The organism is Streptomyces sp. CB01249, assembly GCF_001905735.1.
Taxonomy (GTDB): domain Bacteria; phylum Actinomycetota; class Actinomycetes; order Streptomycetales; family Streptomycetaceae; genus Streptomyces.
Genome location: NZ_LISW01000001.1, coordinates 1,487,596 through 1,506,107, shown reverse-complemented (window position 1 = coordinate 1,506,107; position 18,512 = coordinate 1,487,596). Strand labels below are relative to the sequence as shown.

At 71.1% G+C, this 18,512-nt stretch carries 16 protein-coding genes; 2 read left to right on the top strand and 14 right to left on the bottom strand.

All coding sequences use genetic code 11. The features are described from left to right. Positions 1-111: 111 nt before the first annotated feature. From AMK18_RS06355 to AMK18_RS06305, 12 genes are all read right to left on the bottom strand, one after another. Positions 112-678 carry a phage tail protein gene (locus AMK18_RS06355; RefSeq protein WP_073861969.1) on the bottom strand — a complete coding sequence of 189 codons (567 nt, stop codon included), beginning with the start codon at positions 676-678 and terminating at the stop codon, positions 112-114. 3 nt (positions 679-681) lie between these two features. Beyond that, the gene (locus AMK18_RS06350) at positions 682-2,655 is read right to left on the bottom strand and encodes a putative baseplate assembly protein (RefSeq protein ID WP_073861968.1); all 1,974 of its coding nucleotides are present in this window, start codon (positions 2,653-2,655) and stop codon (positions 682-684) included. After that, positions 2,652-3,086 carry a GPW/gp25 family protein gene (locus tag AMK18_RS06345; protein WP_018099785.1) on the bottom strand — a complete coding sequence of 145 codons (435 nt, stop codon included), beginning with the start codon at positions 3,084-3,086 and terminating at the stop codon, positions 2,652-2,654. Before AMK18_RS06345 ends, AMK18_RS06350 begins: the two co-directional genes overlap by 4 nt. Positions 3,087-3,092: 6 nt before the next feature. Next, positions 3,093-3,374: a PAAR domain-containing protein gene (locus AMK18_RS06340; RefSeq protein ID WP_073861967.1), complete on the bottom strand. Its 282-nt coding sequence runs from the start codon at positions 3,372-3,374 to the stop codon at positions 3,093-3,095. Between the two features lie 37 nt (positions 3,375-3,411). Further along, positions 3,412-5,331: a VgrG-related protein gene (locus AMK18_RS06335; protein WP_073861966.1), complete on the bottom strand. Its 1,920-nt coding sequence runs from the start codon at positions 5,329-5,331 to the stop codon at positions 3,412-3,414. Then, the gene (locus tag AMK18_RS06330) at positions 5,328-6,125 is read right to left on the bottom strand and encodes a CIS tube protein (RefSeq protein ID WP_018099788.1); all 798 of its coding nucleotides are present in this window, start codon (positions 6,123-6,125) and stop codon (positions 5,328-5,330) included. Before AMK18_RS06330 ends, AMK18_RS06335 begins: the two co-directional genes overlap by 4 nt. A gap of 5 nt (positions 6,126-6,130) precedes the next feature. Then, positions 6,131-6,568, bottom strand: a complete 438-nt coding sequence (locus tag AMK18_RS06325; protein WP_018099789.1) for a phage tail protein — start codon at positions 6,566-6,568, stop codon at positions 6,131-6,133. Positions 6,569-6,583: 15 nt separating this feature from the next. Further along, positions 6,584-7,702, bottom strand: a complete 1,119-nt coding sequence (locus tag AMK18_RS06320) for a hypothetical protein (RefSeq protein WP_073861965.1) — start codon at positions 7,700-7,702, stop codon at positions 6,584-6,586. Positions 7,703-8,269: 567 nt separating this feature from the next. Continuing rightward, on the bottom strand, positions 8,270-8,413 hold the full coding sequence (locus AMK18_RS34825; protein ID WP_018099790.1) for a DUF6760 family protein: 144 nt from the start codon (positions 8,411-8,413) through the stop codon (positions 8,270-8,272). Further along, entirely contained in the window at positions 8,410-8,844 is a 435-nt protein-coding gene (locus AMK18_RS06315; RefSeq protein WP_018099791.1) for a hypothetical protein, read from the bottom strand. The genes AMK18_RS34825 and AMK18_RS06315 overlap by 4 nt, the downstream gene beginning before the upstream one ends. After that, positions 8,844-9,287: a phage tail protein gene (locus AMK18_RS06310; protein WP_018099792.1), complete on the bottom strand. Its 444-nt coding sequence runs from the start codon at positions 9,285-9,287 to the stop codon at positions 8,844-8,846. Before AMK18_RS06310 ends, AMK18_RS06315 begins: the two co-directional genes overlap by 1 nt. A gap of 60 nt (positions 9,288-9,347) precedes the next feature. Then, positions 9,348-10,886: a phage tail sheath family protein gene (locus AMK18_RS06305; RefSeq protein WP_073861964.1), complete on the bottom strand. Its 1,539-nt coding sequence runs from the start codon at positions 10,884-10,886 to the stop codon at positions 9,348-9,350. Positions 10,887-11,175: 289 nt separating this feature from the next. On the opposite strand from AMK18_RS06305, the gene AMK18_RS34740 reads away from it, so the two are divergent. Next, positions 11,176-15,132, top strand: coding sequence for a DNA/RNA non-specific endonuclease (locus AMK18_RS34740; RefSeq protein ID WP_158071801.1), 3,957 nt, complete (start codon positions 11,176-11,178; stop codon positions 15,130-15,132). Continuing rightward, positions 15,122-15,682 carry a hypothetical protein gene (locus AMK18_RS06295; protein WP_073861963.1) on the top strand — a complete coding sequence of 187 codons (561 nt, stop codon included), beginning with the start codon at positions 15,122-15,124 and terminating at the stop codon, positions 15,680-15,682. The genes AMK18_RS34740 and AMK18_RS06295 overlap by 11 nt, the downstream gene beginning before the upstream one ends. 12 nt (positions 15,683-15,694) lie before the next feature. Here AMK18_RS06295 and AMK18_RS06290 read toward each other — a convergent pair whose 3' ends face one another. Both AMK18_RS06290 and AMK18_RS06285 read right to left on the bottom strand, forming a co-directional pair. After that, a complete protein-coding gene (locus AMK18_RS06290; RefSeq protein ID WP_073861962.1) occupies positions 15,695-17,752 on the bottom strand; it encodes an ATP-binding protein in 2,058 nt (685 codons plus the stop codon). Beyond that, positions 17,749-18,498: a DUF4255 domain-containing protein gene (locus tag AMK18_RS06285; protein WP_073861961.1), complete on the bottom strand. Its 750-nt coding sequence runs from the start codon at positions 18,496-18,498 to the stop codon at positions 17,749-17,751. Before AMK18_RS06285 ends, AMK18_RS06290 begins: the two co-directional genes overlap by 4 nt. Between the last annotated feature and the right edge of the window lie 14 nt (positions 18,499-18,512).

Genomic DNA, 18,512 nt, shown 5'->3' with positions numbered 1-18,512 from the left:
TCACCGGTGGGCCGGGCGCGGGCCCGTCCCCCTCCTCCCACGCCAGAAACGCCTCGCACGACACGCAGAACTCGCGCCCCGGTTCGTTCCTCGTCCCGCACGACTCGCAGATCACCGCGTCGCACCCCCCGCGCCCCCGTCCGAGGGCAGGATCTCCAGCGTGAAGCCCACGTGGGCCGGCACCTCCGTGCCGATGAGTTCTTCCAGCCGGGCCCGGTCGACGGGCCGTTCGCGGCCCTCCCGGACCCGGATCGTCACCCAGGGGCGCGGCGCGCCCGGAAGCCTGGTGCCGGGTCCGGTGGACCAGGCGGTGCCGCCGCTCTCCGTGACCTCCGGCTCCGCGCCGGTCGCCAGGCGCACCGCCTCGGCGAGGCCGCCCGCCGTCCCGCGCCGGGCGTGCCGGGCCACCGCGCCGCGTACCGTCTCCCGGCGCCGCTCGACCGGCCCGTCCTCGGGGGACTCCGCCGCCACCCACTGCGCCAGCCAGGCCAGGAAGTCGTCGGGTGCGCTGCGCGGGTCCAGGTGGGCGGGAAGGTTGTCGATGGTGAGCAGGACCGGGGCGAGGACGTCGTCCAGTGCGGTGAGGAAGCGGCGGAGGAAGTCCTGCTCCAGGTAGACGGCGGGGAGCTGGTCGGTGAGGGGGTGCGGGGTGGGGAGTCCGGGGACGCCGGTGCGCATGGGTCAGGCTCCCCTCACGCGGAGCTGGTGCTCGTAGCTGAAGACCAGCGCGTGCCGGTCGAGCGGGATCTTGGCGGTGGCGTCGGTGCGCTCGCCGGTCACCGGGTCGGCGCGGAAGAGGCGTACGTCCTCCACCAGGTCCACGCCCGGCACCCGCTGGAGCACCGCGAACGCCTCCCCGGACTGGACCGGGCGCCCGAACGGCCAGCCCTGTCCGGCCGGTCCTCCGGTCAGGGCGTTGAAGTACCCGTACAGCGCGGCGAGTGCCGCGTCCCGTACGCGGTCGCGGTCCGCGCCGGGCTCGGCCTGGACCGAGGCGACGACGGTGACGCCCTGGTAGAACGGCGGTTCCACGACGAGGCGGGCGCCGATCGGGCGGCGCTCGTCCAGGTGCCCGGCGATGAGGCGCAGGGTCTGGGCGGGCGGGATCAGCTCGTCGAACTCGATGCGGCCCTGGTCGTCGCTGCGCCCGGCCGGGACGACGAGGAGCCGTACGCCCTGCGCGGTGGCGTCGCTCTCGTCGCCGTCGGCCCCGGCCCTGATGCAGTGGACGCGGGCGGCGTCCGGGGCGACCTCGCGGGCGAGGAGTTCGTAGTCGTGCGGGACGACGGCCCGGTGCAGGGTGCGCAGGGTCATCGGGCCGCGCACCCGGGCGCTGTCGACGCTCTCCCCGTCGACCCCGCCGAGCGCGGGTTTGCGGTTCTCCACGCGGGCCACGTACGGGATGGCGCTGCGGAGGATCCTCAGGGTGGACCGGGCGACGTTGCCGCGCAGCCCGCCGCCGGTGCGGTACGCGCGCACGCGCACCGTGGCGCCCTTGGCGGGGACGGCCCCGTAGTAGCGGATGGAGCCGTCCCGTTCGCGCACGGCGGGGCCGAACTCGACGCGGCCGGAGTTCGGGTCGAGGGTGATGTGCCGGTCCTCGGGGCCGGAGTGCGCGAAGTCGTCCACCCTGGTCCAGCGGGTGTACTCCGGCTCGGGGCCGCTCGCCGGGTCCGCGACCTCGACCACGAAGTCCCCCGGCACGACGGGCGAGCGGGCCAGGGTGAACGCCTGGCCGGGTACGCCCTCCGCCGCGCCGAGCACCTCGTCGGTGATCGTCTCGGCGTGCTCGGCCGCGACGGTGGCGCCGATGGTGAAGGCGGTGACCGACCGGACCACGGGCGGCGCGAGGTAGGTCGGGCGGCCGGGCTCGGCCTCGATCAGCCGGCAGCGCAGCCAGCCACCGGTGCGCCGGACGACGGCGGCCGGGGTGTGGGTTCTCGGCAGGTGCAGGATGAGTTCGCCGGACCGGTTGAAGCCGCCGGTGTCGTCCTTCTCGACCTCGCAGGCCGCCCAGGTGGTGCCGTCCCAGGCCTCCCAGACCAGGGGCGGGTGCAGCGGGTCCACGCCGACGCCCTCGACGCGGCAGTCGAGCCGCAGGACGACGACCCCGGCGGGCACGGCGGCCGACAGTCCCACGTAGAGGCAGTCCCCGGGGGCGGGCGTCGCGCCGAAGCAGGCCACGTCGCGCCCGATGGCGAGCTGTTCGGTGCGGTCGGTCACCTCCTCGGCGGCCGGCCAGGTCGCGAGGTGGGCGAACGAGCAGGGCACGACGGTCAGTTCGGACGAGGTCGTGAAGACGACCGCCTCCTCCGTCTCCGTGCGGACGGTGGCGACCTCGGTCCCGGCGCGCACCACGACGGGGTCGGGGCGGGGCGCGGACAGCCGGAAGGTCACGTCGGTGCGCGCGGCCGTCGGCGGGTGGAGCCGTACGCCGATCAGGTCGAGGAAGGTGAGGTAGCTCTTCTCCGGCACCCGGTTCACCCGGTAGACGAGCTGGTCGACCATCGTCGCGAAGGCCTCGATGAGCGTGACTCCCGGGTCCGACACGTTGTGGTCGGTCCACTCCGGGCAGCGCTGCTGGACCAGGCGTTTGGCCTCGTCCACCAGGCCCTGGAAGCGGCGGTCGTCCAGATGGGGACTGGGCAGCGTCACGCGCCGGCCTCCTCGTCGTCGGGGTTCGTCTCCGGTCCGTGCTGGGGGATCACGTAGAACGGGAAGACGAGGTTGCGCGGGTCGTTGGAGCCGCGCACGGTGTAGCCGATGTCGATGTACAGCACCCCGCTGTCCGCCGCGTCGAACCGGACGGTGACGTCGGCGACCTCGATGCGCGGTTCCCAGCGTTCCAGGGCGAGGCGCACCTCGTACGCGAGCTGCCCGGCCGTTCCCGCGTCGGCGGGGGCGAACACGTAGTCGTTGACGGCGCAGCCGAATTCGGGCCGCATCGGGCGTTCGCCGGGCGAGGTCGCCAGGATCAGCCGGATGGACTCCTCCAGTTCGCGTTCGCCGCGCACCAGCGCGATGGACCCGGTGGCGTCCGTACGCGGCGGAAAGGCCCACCCGGCCCCGATGAACTGTTCTCCCATGTCCGTTCAGCCTCCGATCAGCACCGTGGCGCAGCCCGAGAGGATCGGCGCCCCGCATCCGCTCAGGTCACCGACGCGGGCGGCCGGTCTGCCGCCGATGAACACGCTCCGGCTGCCCGGGGGCGCGATCGGGGACGGCGGGTGGCCGAACGGCGAGGCGCACTGGTGGAGGGTGCCGACCGTGGCCGCGGGTCTGCCGCCGATCAGCACCGTGACCACCCCGGGCGGTCCGACCGTGCCGGGGTGACCCGTGGGGTCGCCGACCCGGGCGGCTGCTGCTGACGGCATGCGGTGCGCTCCTGTTCGCCGTGAATGTGGTGGTACGTCAGTTGAGCTGGATCATCGGTGCGTTGACGGAGACCGAGCCGCCGCTCTTCAGGTCCGTGCGCCTGCTGCCGTCGACCGTGACCTGTCCGCCGTGCACCTCCACCGCGCCGTCCGTGGAGAGGGCCACCTTGCCGGTGCCGCCGTTCAGGGCGACTCCGTTGCGGGAGGTGAGGGTGACGCTCTCGCCGGTGAGGGTCAGTTCCCCGCGTCCGGCGTCCAGGGACACCCCCTTGGCGGCCCTGACGGAGACCTGTTCCCTGGCCTCGATGGTGACGCTGCCGTCGCTGTTGATGACAACGGCGGTGCCCCGGCGGTCCAGGTCGATGGTCAGCTTCCCGTCGCCGGTGCGCAGCCGTACGCCTTGCGGGCCGTTGGCGGCGTCCAGGAGTTCCAACTGGTTACCGCTCTTGGACGCGAAGGCGCGGCGGTTCACGGCGCCGGTGGTGGGGTCGACCAGGTCGCCGCCGCCCGCGTCGGAGGCGCCGGGGGTGCCCGGAGCGCCGGACGCGCCCGAGGTTCCGCCGCCCCCTCCTCCCCCGCCGGGCCGGTCCTTGCCGTTGTACAGACCGGCCAGCACGTACGGCCGGTCCAGGTGCCCCTGCTCGAAGCCGACCAGCACCTCGTCGCCGACCTCCGGGATGAAGGCCTCGCCGCCGCCCGTTCCGCCGGACTGCGCGGTGCGCGCCCAGTCGCTCGCGTACTCCTCCGACAGCCACGGGAAGCGCACCTTCACCCGGCCCGAGCCCTCCGGGTCCTGGGTGTCCGTGACCGTCCCGCTGACCAGGCCCGCCCAGCGCGGGCCGCTCCCGGAGGCGCCGGAGGCTCCGGTGAGTCCGAACAGCGAGCGTTCCTGCTGACCGGACACGGTGATCCAGGTCTCGTATCCGCGTACGGCGTCGAAGACGTGGCGCGAGGAGGTGACGGTGTAGCGGCCCTCGAAGGGCGCGCCGACCGCGTTGAGCGCGACCGCGCTGCCCGCGGTGACCTCGGGGTTGCCCCGGATCACCGCTTCCAGCTCCGCGAAGGAGCCCGCGATGCGCTCGGCCAGCGCCTTCGCCGCCTGGTCCACCTGTGCCTGGGTGCCGTACGCCGCGTCGGTGACGACGAACCGGGCCTCGCCGAAGGGCGCGGTGACCTCGGCCGCCGTGACGCCGAGGTCCAGCGTGGCCGACTTCCCGGCGGGCGACCGGCCGACCAGCGGTTCCTTGGCGCCGATGTCCCAGCCGCGCACCTCCACCTCGGAGACCTGTTCGGCGGCCGAGACCCCGGCGCGGCAGCGCAGCAGGTTGCTGCCGAGCTCGAGGACGAGCGGGTCCCGGTCGGCGCGCGCGGAGCTGTCCGGTGCCCCGCTCGCCTCGGCGGGCCGGGTGATGTGCAGCTGCCCGTCGCGTACGTATGCCTGGGCGCCCGCCTCCTCGGCGAGGCCGCGTACGAACTCCCAGTCCGTGACGTTGGGCTGGGCGATGTGCTCGATGACCGGTCCGGCGATGTCCACGGTGCCGGGTTTGAGTCCGGCGCGCTGGGCGACCTGGCCGCAGATGTCGGACAGGGTCATGTTCTGGTAGCTGGCGACGCGGCGGCCCCGCAGCAGCCGGTGCGAGGCGTCGAGCCCCCGGACCACGGTGAAGGTGCCGGTCTCGTCCAGCTCGATCTCCAGGGCGGTGACCGCGCCTTCGAGGAGCGGTTTCGGGGCGGTTCCGCCACCGGCCCGGGCGAGGAGCCGGGCCTCGCTGCCGATCTTCAGGCCCGTCTGTTCGAGCAGGACGCGGTCCGGGTCGCGGAACCGGAGCAGGAAGAGATCGGGGAGCGTACGGCTGTCGTCCACATAGCCCTCGACCAGGGTGTTGAGGAACTTCGCGGGCAGCGGGCGGCCGTCGAACTCCACCACCAGCGCGCTCGAGACCCCGGGGCGGGTCATCGCCCCGCCCCCCGGCCACCGTTGTCGTCCAGGCGGCTCAGCTCGTCCAGCGCGGGCAGCAGCAACTGGGTGCCCGGGGCGAGCCTGATCGGGTCGTCGATGCCGTTGGCCTCGGCGATGACCCGCCAGGCGCCCGCGTCGCCGTACTCCCGGTGGGCCAGCGACGGCAGCGAGTCCCCCGAGGCGACCCGGTGCACCCGCCGGGCGGCCAGCGCCCCGGAGGTGGGGTTCTGGCCCGGCGTCTCCCCGCTGATCTCCTCCATCGTCACCTGGCACACGGCCCGGATCGGCACGCCCGAAGTGGTGAACAGCGTGTATTTGGCGGCGACTTGGCTCACGTAACCGGGGAAGCCGGTCAGTCCGCCCCAGTGGAACACCACCCAGGGCGGCGAGGAACGCTGCTGCTGCCGGGTCTCGTTGGTCGGTACGCAGCACGCGAACAGCTGCTCCACCGCCGTCACGACCCGGGTGTCCTGGGTGTCGCCCGCGTCGAAGAACATCTCGACGGTCAGCTTGCTGGGCTGCGAACCCTGGTATTCCGGCGGCCCGGAGCTCTTCGCGCCCTTGGCCGGGGTGCGCTTCCAGGAGGCGGCCTTCGTCAGGCTCAGCTCCTTGGGGTTGAACTGGAAGTCGATCCGCCCGCACGGCCCGCCCGGGGTCAGCCCGCCCCCGGTCGGCGGGGTGCGCAGCTCCAAGTAGGCGTGCTCCAGCTTGGGCCTGGCGGAGCCGCCCTTCGCGGCGGACGCCACCCCGGACGTCCCGGCGGCGCTGAAGGCGATGGGTCCCGCGCTCACGCCGCTCAGCCCTCCATCACATAGCCGTGGTGGGCGATCTCGATGGTCTCCATCGCGACCTTGGGCGACTCCGGGGTGAACGACGGCCCGGTCCAGCGCACCGGCACGACTTCGAGCAGCCCCCACTGGGCGACCTTGCGGCCGTCGCCGGTCCGCGCCTCGATGTGCGCGGTCTTGCGGCTGAACCCGGTCGTCATGGTGGCGAACCAGCGCGCCACCTTCTCCGTCTCCCGGGTGAGCGGACGCGACAGCTTCACGTTGGAGTACTTCAGCCGGGTCGGCAGCTGCCACACATGCCCGTTGTTGCCGCCCTCCTCGCGGGTCTCCAGGACGACCTCGCAGCCCAGCCCGTCACAGGTGTTGAACGACCCGAGCTCGATGTCATCGATCGTCACGACGAAGCAGACGCTGACTGCGGGGTCGTCGTCCGGGGCGTTGGCCATGCGCGTGCCTCTCGATCAGTGACGGGTGTTGATGAGGGAGCCGGAGCGCTCGCGTTCGAGCCGCAGGTCGGCCTTCAGCAGCCTGCTGAGGGGCGTGTAGAGCGCCCGGACGAGTTCGTCGGTGACGGGTGGCGTCTGCGGACTCCCGTCGGGGCTCGTGGAGGTGGTCGTCGCCGCCGGATGTTCCGCGGTGGGCGGCTCGGGGCCGGGTCCGGGCTCCGGATCGGGTTCCGGCTCCGGCTCCGGACCGGGTTCCGGCAGGGGCGGCGGCGGGGGCTCCTCGGTGGTCTCGGAGTCCCGCTGGACGACCGGCCGCGAGGTGCCGTCGCGGGGTGCGGACGGGAAGACGAAGCTCCCGTCCGCCATGCGCTGTGCCACCCCGGCCGCCACGGCGACCGCCCCGGCGTTCCGCACGGATGCGGGCACGCGCGGGCCCCGGCCGGGTGCGGGCGGCGAGGCGGTCTGCCGCTGTACGGGGGTGACCGCGCGCTGCAACGGGGCCGCCGGGGCGGCCATCGCTCCGGTGGCTCTCGGCGCTTCCGGTGCTCTCGGCGCTTTCAGCCCGATGCCCGCGCCCGGGTCGGTCGCGGTCCAGCGGACGGCCACGGCGGGCGGCGGATCCGGGGGCGCGGGGACGAAGGGGGACGGCGCGGATGCGCTGCCCGCGTCGTCGGCTACTTCCGCCGCACGCTGGACGGCCCGGGGGGCGCCGGGCGCGTCGGCCGTACGGAGAGTCAGGGGCCGGTCCCCGAGCAGGGGCGCGGTGGGGCGGTCGGGGGACACGGGCGGCGGGGCAGTCGTCCGCTGCACTGGCACGGCGGGCTCCTGGCGGTCCGGCGCCGACTCGGGCACGTGCGCGCCGTCCTCCGCCTTCAGCGGGGCGTCGCCCAGGAGCGGTGCCACGGTCTCCGTCCCGGTGAAGGCGTCCGGGGTGGTGGTCTCGCCCGGGGTGGGCACCGGGTCGACCGCGTGGACGGGGTCCGGCGGCCGGGCGCTGCCGCCCTGCACCTGGGGCGGCGACGGCGGGACCGCCTTGCGCTGGGCCGTGGGCGGCAGGCCGGGGAGCGGTGCGCCGAGGCCGCCGGTGCGCCGAGGCGCGGGCAGGGGTGGTGCGTCGTCGGAGGTGCGCTGCACGGGCGGAGCACCCCGCGCCGGGGGGTCGGGCTCGACGGCGCCCCTCTGAGGCAGCGGACCCTCAATGTGCTCATCAGGGGGCACGAGGGGCTGCTCACCGACCAGTTGGCGTACCGGAAGGCCCGCTGCCAATACGGCGGCGGGTCCGGCCGACGTCAGGCTCGGCAGGCTGTCCCCATACGCCCGCTGTACGGCCACCGTCCACGCTCCACGCCGCGCGGACATCGGCATCTCGACGGCCCGCTGGACCGGTGGGGGCGGGCTTCCCGGAGCGGCGTCGACCACACCGCGTACCAGACCGGCGGGAGCCTCCGGGCTGACCAGATGCCCCAGAGGCGTCCCCATCGAGGCATTCTGACGTGTCGTCAATTCTGCCTCGAAACCAGCTGGGTTGATCACCAGATCCTGGCCCGTGACGGACCGCTGGACGGGTGCCAGTCGGCTCACGTCCACCCGGTCGGACCGATCCGGTCCAGGGCGCTCCCGGGACGGGGCGGCATCGGCGGAACGGCCCCCGCGCAGCCAGGACATCAGCCCCATGGTCCTCGTCCTCCTCCGTGCTCCTGGCTACTGCCCGTTGAGGCGGGCGACCTGCGCGACGAACTTCAGGCGTTCCGGGTGCTCCAGGTCCAGCAGGTCGTCCAGCGGCCAGTGGAAGTGGTAGGCGAGGTACGCGACCTCCTCGTAGAGCAGGTCGGCCGCGTACGTCACGATTCCCCCAGGCGACCGCCGGCGAGATCCACCGCGAACTCCTCGTCGCAGGACGGACAGGTGACGGCCGCGCGGGTGTGCCCCTCAGCGTTGATCCGGCGGTAGAAGTCCTGCAGGAACGCGAGATCCGACGCGAACAGGTCCTCGATGACGCCCGGATGGATGTCCTCGACCGTCCCGATCCGGGTCACCACCCGGGAGATCAGCACGACCGAGAGGTACGCGGAGTTCTCCCGGACCCGGTCGTCGCGCAGGGGCACCAACTCGTCCCGGGCGGTCGCCAGCCGCATCACCCCGCTGCGGTGCACGGTGCCCGACTCGTCCACGTAGCCGCGCGGCAGCTCGAAGGTGAACTCGGTCCGCAACGGTTCGGAGCGGCCCGGGCCCGCGTCCCGTTCCGGAGGCGCCTGGAACTGGACCGAACGCCGCATCAGTCGAGCTCCATGCTCTCGTACGTGATCGCCAGCTTCTCCGTGAGCACCGAGGTGTCCCCGGCCTTGAGCGTGCCGATCTCCAGCGACTTGGGCCAGGCGTTGATGAGCTTGTACCGCTTGATGGGCAGCCCCTCGTAGTCGTACACGATGACGGCGCCGTTGCGGCGGGCGTTCGTCATGCGGCCGAAGCGGGAGTCCTTGATCCAGCGCTCGAAGCTGTTGTCCTCGGTCAGGCCGCGCGTGACGGTGACCTCGCCGGCCTTGGGACGGCCGGGCAGCTTCTTGATGGCGTACTTGCCGTCGGCGGTGTTCTGCTTGAGCTCGATGACGTCCTGCTCCATCTTCAGACCACTGACCTCGGTGATCTGCTTGATGACGACGCTGTCGAATTCGAGACCGAAGGAGTGCCCGACGGAACTGTCGAGATCGGGAAGTGGCACCACAGGCTCCTTACGCCAGGTTCGGGAACGGGCCGGTCACTGAAGGGCGGCGCGCGCCGGTCACTCGTCCACGCCTCCGGTCCCGCCGGTCAGCTGGGAGAGCCGGAACACGACGAACTCGGCCGGTTTGACGGGCGCGACGCCGATCTCGCACACGACCTGCCCCGCGTCGACGCTCTCCGGCGGGTTCGTCTCCCGGTCGCACTTCACGTAGAACGCCTCGTCCGGGGTGAGCCCGAAGAGCGAGCCCTTGCGCCACTCGTTCACCAGGAACGCGGAGACGGTGCGCCTGATACGGGCCCACAAGGCGTCGTCGTTCGGCTCGAAGACCACCCACTGGGTCCCGGCGAGGATCGACTCCTCCAGGTAGTTGAAGAGCCGCCGCACGTTCAGGTAGCGCCAGGCCGGGTCGGAGGCCAGGGTGCGGGCGCCCCAGACCCGGATGCCGCGTCCGGGGAAGGCACGGATGCAGTTCAGCCCGATCGGGTTCAGCAGGTCGTGCTCGCCCTTGGTCAGCTGCGTCTGCAACGCGACGGCCCCGCGCACGACTTCGTTGGCCGGTGCCTTGTGCACACCGCGCGAGTCGTCGTTGCGGGCCCAGATCCCGGCGATGTGACCACTCGGCGGTACGAGGGTCGCGCGGCCGGATGCCGGGTCGGCGACGCTGATCCACGGGTAGTAGAGCGTGGCGTACTTGGAGTCGAAGTTCGCCCGGTCGGTGCGCCAGGACCGGATCTGCTGCGGCGTCAGGCCGGGCGGCGGGTCGAGGATGGCGATCCGGTCGCCCATCAACTCACAGTGTCTGATGAGCCCTTGCTGCACGGCGATGACCGATTCCAGGTCGAGCAGTCCGCGTTCGTACGCTCCCATGAGGTCGGGTACGGCGATCATCGTGACGTCGTCCACCGCTTCGAGGCCGCCCAGGCCGGTGCGGCGGTCGGCGTCGCCGACGTACACCTCGGGGGCGAGCGCACCGGCGCTTCCGGCGGGTGGTGCGGCGGGGGCGAGGGTGACCGTCTGCGGCGTCGGCCGGGCGGGGGCGGCGCCGCGCCCCGACTCCCGTATCTCGATCAGCTCCGACTTGGCGTTGACCCGGGTGGCGACGTTCTCCTTGCTCCGCTTGGTCGTCACGGACGGATACGTCTCCGCGACCTGGCCGTCGCGCTTCACGATCAGCTGGAACACGTCGGACGGCGGATCGTCGCCCTCGGCCTCCGCGACCTCCACGCTGATCTCTCCGGCCACGCCCGGCTTCGGCTTGACGGCGTACGGCCCGACCTGGACCTCGGAGCCGGCCGCGAGTTCGCCCTCCGCTCCCCCGGCCACGGTGTCCGAGCCGTCGCCGATGCGGACGACGTAGCAGATGCCGCCGCCGTTGGCGAAGAAGCCGTACACGCCGGCTGCGAGGTACGTGCCGTCCACGAAGTCGCCGAAGGTGCTGACGAACTGGCTCCAGTTCGTGATCAGCGTCGGCTCGTCGAAGGGGCCGCGCTGGGCGAACCCGACGAAGGCGGCGACCGACGTGCCCACCCCTTCGATCGGCCGGGAACCGGACTCGACCTCTTCGACGTAGACGCCCGGGGACAGGTACGACGGCATATGGGCCTCTCCTTGACGTGCTCCTCGACGTGCTTCCCACCCCGTCGCGTGACCGCTGCCCGACCGGGGAACACCGGCGATTCTCGCCACTTCGGCGATCACCGGGAACGGATAGTCGGCCGCCCCGGCGTGCATGGGCAGCTGCCCGATGAGGCAAACGGGCCGCGCCGCGCGCACCGCACGGGCCTGCCCCTCCCCCGTCCCACCGGTGCTCCCTGCGCCCCTCGGGCGCCCGGCAGCCTGGCTAGCCACCGTGTGCGGGCGGAGCTGTGCTGGCGGGAGGGGACGTATGAAGGGGGTTCCCGAGAAGTCGACCGCCGCCGCGTCCCGCACCGGCTCGCCTCGTACGGAAACGGCTCCCGCTCGTACGGAAGCGACTTTGGCCCCCACGCCCGGCCCTGCGGCGACACCGGACCGCCGCAGTCTCCAGCGGCTGCAACGCGCGGCCGGCAACGCGGCCGTCTCGCGCCTGGTCGCCCAGCGCTACACGGCCCCCGTCAAGCCATCGCCCGCCCAGGCGCCGGGGTTCCGGGGCGTCAAGGCGGACATCGCGGCGAAGAAGCAGCGGCTGGCCCAGCACCGGCCGGCCACGACGGAGTCGAAGGCGTCGCAGGATGCCGCCGTCGCGCCTCCGGATGACAAGGAGGCGCAGGGCAAGGCGGCCAACGCGGAGAAGATGAACGCCGCGAAGCCGGGCGAGTTCGACAAGAAGGCGTTCATCGACGCGGTGAACAAGGCGATCGACGCGCAGGCGCCGAAGAACCTCGACGACGCCGACAAGTTCTCCAAGTCCGGCAAGGCGGAGCGGGTCAAGGCTGAGGTCGACGGCAAGGTCTCGGACGGCAAGGAGGCGTCGTCCAAGGACATCGACACCGCGACGAAGGCCCCGCCGGACACGTCGGCCGCCAAGGACAAGCCCGTCACCCCGCTCACCCCGGACCAGCCGCCCGGCAACCCCGGGGCGCCGTCCGCAGCGGCCGCGATCCCCGAGAAGCAGCCGGCATCGGTCACCGACTTCTCCGAGGGGCCCGCGCAGAACGACAAGGCGATGGCGGACGCCGAGGTCACCGAGGACCAGCTCGCCAAGGGCAACGAACCGGAGTTCAACGAGGCTCTCAGCGCCAAGAAGACCGCCGAGGCGGACTCCGCGAAGGCCCCGGCGAAGGGCAGGTCGGCCGAGAGCCGCCAGTTGTCCGCCGCAAAGGCGGGCGCCGCGGCCTCGGGCGCCGCCGCGATGAGCACGCTGACCGCGACCCGTGCGCAGGCCGGGCAGAAGGTGGACGGCGGCAAGGGCGAGACCAAGTCGAAGGACGAGAAGAAGCGCGCCGAGGTCACGGCGAAGCTCCAGAGGGTCTACGACGGCACGAAGAAGGACGTCGAGGCGACGCTGTCCGGCCTGGACAAGAAGGTCGACGCGGCGTTCACCTCCGGGGAGAAGGCGGCCCGGGACGCGTTCACGGCGGACCACAAGCGCCGGATGAAGCAGTACAAGGACAAGCGGTACTCCGGCTGGACCGGCAAGGCCCGCTGGGTGAAGGACAAGTTCGCGGGCCTGCCTGAGGAGGCGAACAACCTCTACCAGGAGGCCCGCAAGCTGTACGTCTCCCAGATGCAGACGGTGATCTCATCGGTCGCCGACATCATCGGCACCGAACTGGGCAGGGCGAAGGCCCGGATCGCGAAGGGCCGGGGCGAGCTGAAGGCGGAGGTCGACAAACTCCCCGCCGACCTGAAGCAGTTCGGCGAGGAGGCCGCGAAGGACTTCGCGGGGAAATTCGACGACCTGGAAGCGTCGGTCAACGAGAAATCAGAACAGCTGGTCCAGGACCTGGCCCAGAAATATACGGCGGCGCTCAACAAGGTCGACGAGGAGATCAAGAAACTCCAGGAGGCCAATAAGGGTCTGATCGACAAGGCGAAGGACGCGATTGTCGGCGCGATAAAAACCATCAACGAGCTGAAAAACCTCCTCCTGGACATCCTTGCCAAGGCCGCCGGCGCGATCATGAAGATCATCAAGGACCCCATCGGCTTCCTGGGCAACCTGGTGTCGGCCGTCGGCGCGGGTCTGAATCTCTTCCTGACGAACATCGCCGGCCACCTGAAGACCGGGGTCGTGTCGTGGCTGCTCGGCACGGCGGTGAAGGCGGGCCTCGAACTCCCCCAGAAGTTCGACATGAAGGGCATCATCCAACTGATCGGCTCGCTCCTGGGCCTGACCTGGGCCAACATCCGGGCCCGGGTGACCCGCAAGGGCGTCCCCGACCAGGCGATGACGGCGGTCGAGTCCTCGGTCCCGGTCGCCCAGAACATCGCCCGGGAGGGCCCGGCCGGCGCGGTCAAAGAGATCCAGGAGGAGGCGGGCGACCTCAAGTCCACGATCCTGGAAAAGCTGACGAGCTACCTGATCCCCACGGTCATCATCGCCGGCATCACCTGGATCCTCTCCCTCCTGAACCCCGCCTCCGCATTCGTCCGCGCGGTCAAGGGAATCATCGACATCGTCACGTTCGTGGTGAACCAGGGCTCCCAGATCGTGGAGTTCGTCAACTCGGTCCTGGACGCGGTGGTGGCCATAGCCAACGGCGGCAAGGCCGGCGTCCCCAAGATGGTCGAATCCGCCCTCGCCGCCAGCGTCCCCCTCCTGATCGGCTTCCTCGCCTCCCTCCTGGGAATCGGCAGCCTCGCCGCAAAGGTCAAGTCCGTCTTCCACGCGGTATCCCGCCCGGTGAACCGAGCGATCGACAAGATCGTCAACTTCATCGCCAAAAAGGGCAAGGCGCTCTGGAACAAGCTCAAGGGCAAAGCGCCGGGCCGGGACGACAGTCCGCAGGGCAAGCAGAAGCGCCTGGACAAGGGCCTGGACGCCGCTGTCGCCGCACTCAACAGGTTCAGCGACCGGCCAGTCGGACGCCGTGCCCTCACACCCGTTCTGGCGGGCATCCGCGCACGCTACGGCATGAAGTCGCTCGAACCCGTCGAAGACGGGGAGCGCTGGTCCGTACGCGGAAAGGTCAATCCGACAAGCACACGCGGAACTCGCGCCCCCCGCCCCGTGACCGAGGAAGAAGCCCTCAAGAAGGTCCAGGAAAGCCTCCCGGATGCAGCCGAGAAGTACGCCAAGTCGGCGCACGACGAGTGGTGGAGGCTCTACATAACCAAGGTGAAGGTGCAGACGAGTGGCGGTGAATCCTCCCCGCTGTGGGCCAGAAATGACATCGACAGCACCACACAGGGTGCTTACCAGCTCACTGAAACCACAGACTTCCAGAAAGCACTGACGCCCTACTTCACATCGAATGAGTTCAAGAAGTCCGGGAACTTCCACTGGTACACGTTCCGAAGGATCGGAAGCCCTGCGAAGAAGAAGTTCCTGGAAAAACTCGGGCCCCCCGTGCCCGAGGAACTGAAGAACAAGGGGCTGACGAAGGTTCGGCAGGTCGACCCCGGCGGTACGAACAACGCCGGCCTGGTCGAGCAACTCAACGAGCTCGGGTCCCACTCGTATCAGCAGGACATAGGACCCTACGGCCGCCTCGACCTCCCTTCCGCGGGCAAGTCCGAGCACACCAACTACTACCCGGAGCGCATCCATCTGGATGGAAACAGCGAGCGGCGGATCACGACGTACACCACTCGCGCCGGGAAGCAGTTCAGGATCACCGAGACCGATCCAAGTCGCGATACCCAGCTCAAAGTGGAGGGTTTCGACCTCCAACTGAAGCCCGAAGGCGACCCTCGCGGCGTCACACAGAACTCCCCCGGCTACATAGGAGGGGAGGACTTCAACCGGTCGCACGCTGTCGCAGACATCTTCGGCGGCTCCGGATACCGGGATGGTCTCAACATCGTCACCACCAGTGACACATACAACCAGGTGACCATGCGCGCGGCCGAACGCCGGATCGAGACGGAAGTAGCCGTGTTCGCGGGAGATCCGGCACGGGTCGGCGAGGTTTCCCTCGACCTCACCGTGACGATCACGTTCGGCGAACTCCTCAAGGATTACTTCGAAAACAAGATTCGTTCCCTTCCCGACTTCCAGAGCGGCGACGCCGCAGCCGAGAAGGAGCTGAGCGACATGATCAAATCCATGTTCAAAGAACCAGCCCGAAGGGTGATGGAGACCGAATACGAGTGGAAGATTTCCGGCCCCATGGGTGCACCTTCCGGACCCCGGAAGACAACCATAGGACCCGATGATTTCCTCTTCCTCAAACGTGAGGTGACGAGCAATGGATCTTGACCAGGCCACGGAATTCATCAACTCCTATCTGGACGCTGAGTACGCCGAAGCGACAGCCTTACGAAGCGAAGGTGACGAAATCCTGAGCGAGCGTCGAAGGGTCAGTGAAAACCACTTCCTGTCCACTCCCGAATCCCCCATGTTCTCCGTCATCGGACGCCGCCCCGGATACACCGATGCCGAATTGGAGGAGTACGCGCAGACCCTTGACCAAGTGGCCCGCCGCATACTTTTCATGGTCGTGGAGTTCAAACACAAGGAGCGGGACACCATGTTCTGCGGATACGTCTCGGGGGCAGGCCCCACCATCACGGGAGCGTACGAACTCCAGTTGTTCACTCAGGACGTCGGCGGAAAGCCCAAAATCATCGCACAATACGCCGCCGAAATCCTCAAGCCGGCGCCACCGGTTCAGTGGACCCACGTGCAGGGTGCCGAACTCAGCGACCCCGGCACGCCCGTGGCAACCCGCGCCTTCACGGAGCCCACGTTCAACCCGCATCGGCTTGACTGGGCCGCGACCCGCGAACTCGGCAACCCGGCGCACTGAACCGGGGCGGCCTCACCCTTGGGCCAAGTCCAGATACGGCCCGAATTCCGAAGCCAGCGTCAGGCGGCCCAGTTTTTGGTACTCGCGCTGGACCGCGTGGATCAGCGTCGCCATCGTCACCTCGCCGCCCGTGTCCGCCGCCAAGTACGCCGCCGTCACCGCGATCGAGCGGATGTTGCCGCCCGCCAGCTCGAAGTTCTCGGCGCAGAAGGGGAGGTCCAGGTCCGCGGCGCGGGGGAGCGTCGGGCCCAGGCAGCGGTCCCAGAGCGTCAGGCGTTGTTCCGGGTCCGGGACCGGGAAGTCCACGACCAGGTCCAGGCGGCGGGTGAAGGCGTCGTCCAGGTTGGCGCGGAGGTTGGTGGCGAGGATCGCCAGGCCGTCGAAGGACTCCATGCGCTGGAGGAGGTACGCGCTCTCCACGTTCGCGTAGCGGTCGTGCGCGTCCTTCACATCCGAGCGCTTCCCGAAAATCGCGTCCGCCTCGTCGAAGAGCAGGACCCCGTTGACCCCCGCCGCCTCCGTGAAGATGCGTTCCAGGTTCTTCTCGGTCTCGCCCACGTACTTGTCGATCACCGTCGCCAGGTCCACCGTGTAGAGGTCGAGACCGAGGTCCGCCGCGATCACCTCCGCCGACATGGTCTTGCCGGTGCCGGAGTCCCCCGCGAAGAGCGCCGAGACCCCGCGCCCCCGGCCCCCGCCCGGCCGCATCGCCCACTCCCCCAGCACCCGGTCACGGTGCCGGGCGCGGGCGGTCAGTTCGCGGAGCTGGGCGTGGGCGTCGGGTGGGAGGACCAGGTCGTCCCAGGTCACCGTGGGTTCGATGCGGCGGGCCAGGCGGTCAAGACCGGCCGCGTTCTGGGCGCGGGCCCCCTGGCGCACATGGTCCGGGGTGAGGGCCCCGCCGTCGAGCCGGGCCGTCTGCGCGGCGCTCAGGGCCGCCCCCCGGACCTGCTCCGGCGTCAGAAGGAACGGCGCCAGGAGGTGGTCCGGGTCGACCCCGGCAGGCACAGCGCCCGACCCCGTACGCCGGTACGCCTCGCTCCACAGCGCCCCGCGCGCCGACGGCTCCACCCTCGGGGCGTGCACCAGCAGCGGCGGCACCGTGGACCAAGAGGCGTCCCACGGCACCCGGCCCACCAACACCGTCGGTACCGAGGTGGCCGTCAGGAGGCGTAACAGAGCGGGGTGTTCGCGGGACACCGCGTCCAGCGGAGCGCAGACCAGGCCCGCCCCGGTCAGCCGCGCCTCGCGGACCAGGGCGCGTACGGCGTCGGCGGGAGCCGGGTCCGCCGCCAGGCGGGCGAGGTCGACGCCGAGGACCCTCCGGCCCGCCCGCTCCAGTGCCGACGCGGCCAGGGCCGTGCCCGCGCCGCCCTGGTCCTCGCCCAGGTAGACCAGCGGGACGCCACCGGCCAGGACCCGGGCCAGGGCCGCCGGGTCGCCGACGCCCGAGACCGCCGCCCAGGGCGCCACGACGTCCGCGAGACGCGGATCCCTCGTGTCGTCGCCGAGCAGATGCGCCGTGACCCGGTCCGGCACGCGCAGCGCCCGGCTGAGGAAGGGGCGGTCCAAGTCCTCGGCGAGCAGCAGCCCGGCGTCCCGGAGCGGGGCGGCCGCCGCCAGCCGGCCGCGGGCGACGGCGTCGGCCGGGGACACCCCGCACAGGCCGAGCGCCAGGCCGATGGACGGGCGCCGCCGGGTCACGTCGTCGTTGAGGTACCCGTAGAACGCCTCGAAGCGGTCGTCCAGGTCGGGTACGAGCGCGATGAGCAGGATCTCGGTGTCGAGCGGGGTGAGCTCGAAGTCCGATTCCAGAGCGGTGAGCCGGGAGGGCCCAGCGGCCCCGCCCTCCTCCCCGACCGGGTCCGGAAACCCCCGCGCCCCCTCCTCGTCCAGCAGCCGGGCGATGTTCTCGTCCGTCAGATACAGGCCCCGGAACGCGTCCTCGGGGTCCGGATCCGTGCGCTGCCGGGCCTCCACCGCGCGGCGGACGCGTTGCTCGACGGCGGTCGCCCGGGCGAGGAGGTGGCGCAGGTTCAGGTCGTCGTCGGGGCGGCCCGGGGACGTCATGCGGTGGGGTCCTCCGTCGTCGCGTCAGTGGCCGCGCGCGTCTCGGTGATCCGCAGCCCCAGTCCCCGCCGCGCCGCGGAGGCTACGGGCTCCTCCCGTACCGGACGGCCGGGACGGCTTCCGTACACCGGCAGACCGCGCGGAGCGCCCCACTCCGGCTCCGGGGATTCCGGCATGTCGCCGAACCGTGCGTGCAGGCCCTCGTCGCCGACCGGTGGTCCCGCCGGGTACGTCGGCGAGGCGGTCACGGGCACGCTCACCACCAGGTCGAGCGACGGCTTCAGTTCGCCGCCGAGCGCGCTCCACACATCGGCGAAGGAGCGGTCCTCCGGCGGGGGCAGGGCGATCGACATCGGGACGGCGGCCCCGATCCCGGCGAGGGAACCGGCCAGGCGCTCCGGGGGCAGGGCCTCGTATCCGAGCAGGCAGGCGAGCAGGGAGGAGAGCAGCCGGTGTTCGTCCTCCGGGCGCTTGGTCCACGCCGTGATCAGGTACGAGAGCTTGAAGTAGCGCGGCGGGCGGCGGCGTGCCACGACGGCGCCGCGTTCGTCGTACTCGTTGTGCAGGCCGCGCTCGCGGCGCCGCATGTCCTCGCGGATGTCGTACAGATAGAGGTTGACCATGGGGGCGTTGACCTTGGCGGCCCACTCCCGGGTGGGGGCGTCGAAGACGACCGTGATCTGGCCGCCGCCGAGCACCTCCGCCCGGATCAGGGACCGGAGTACGTCGTCCACCTCGTGGATCACCTGGTGCCCGCCCC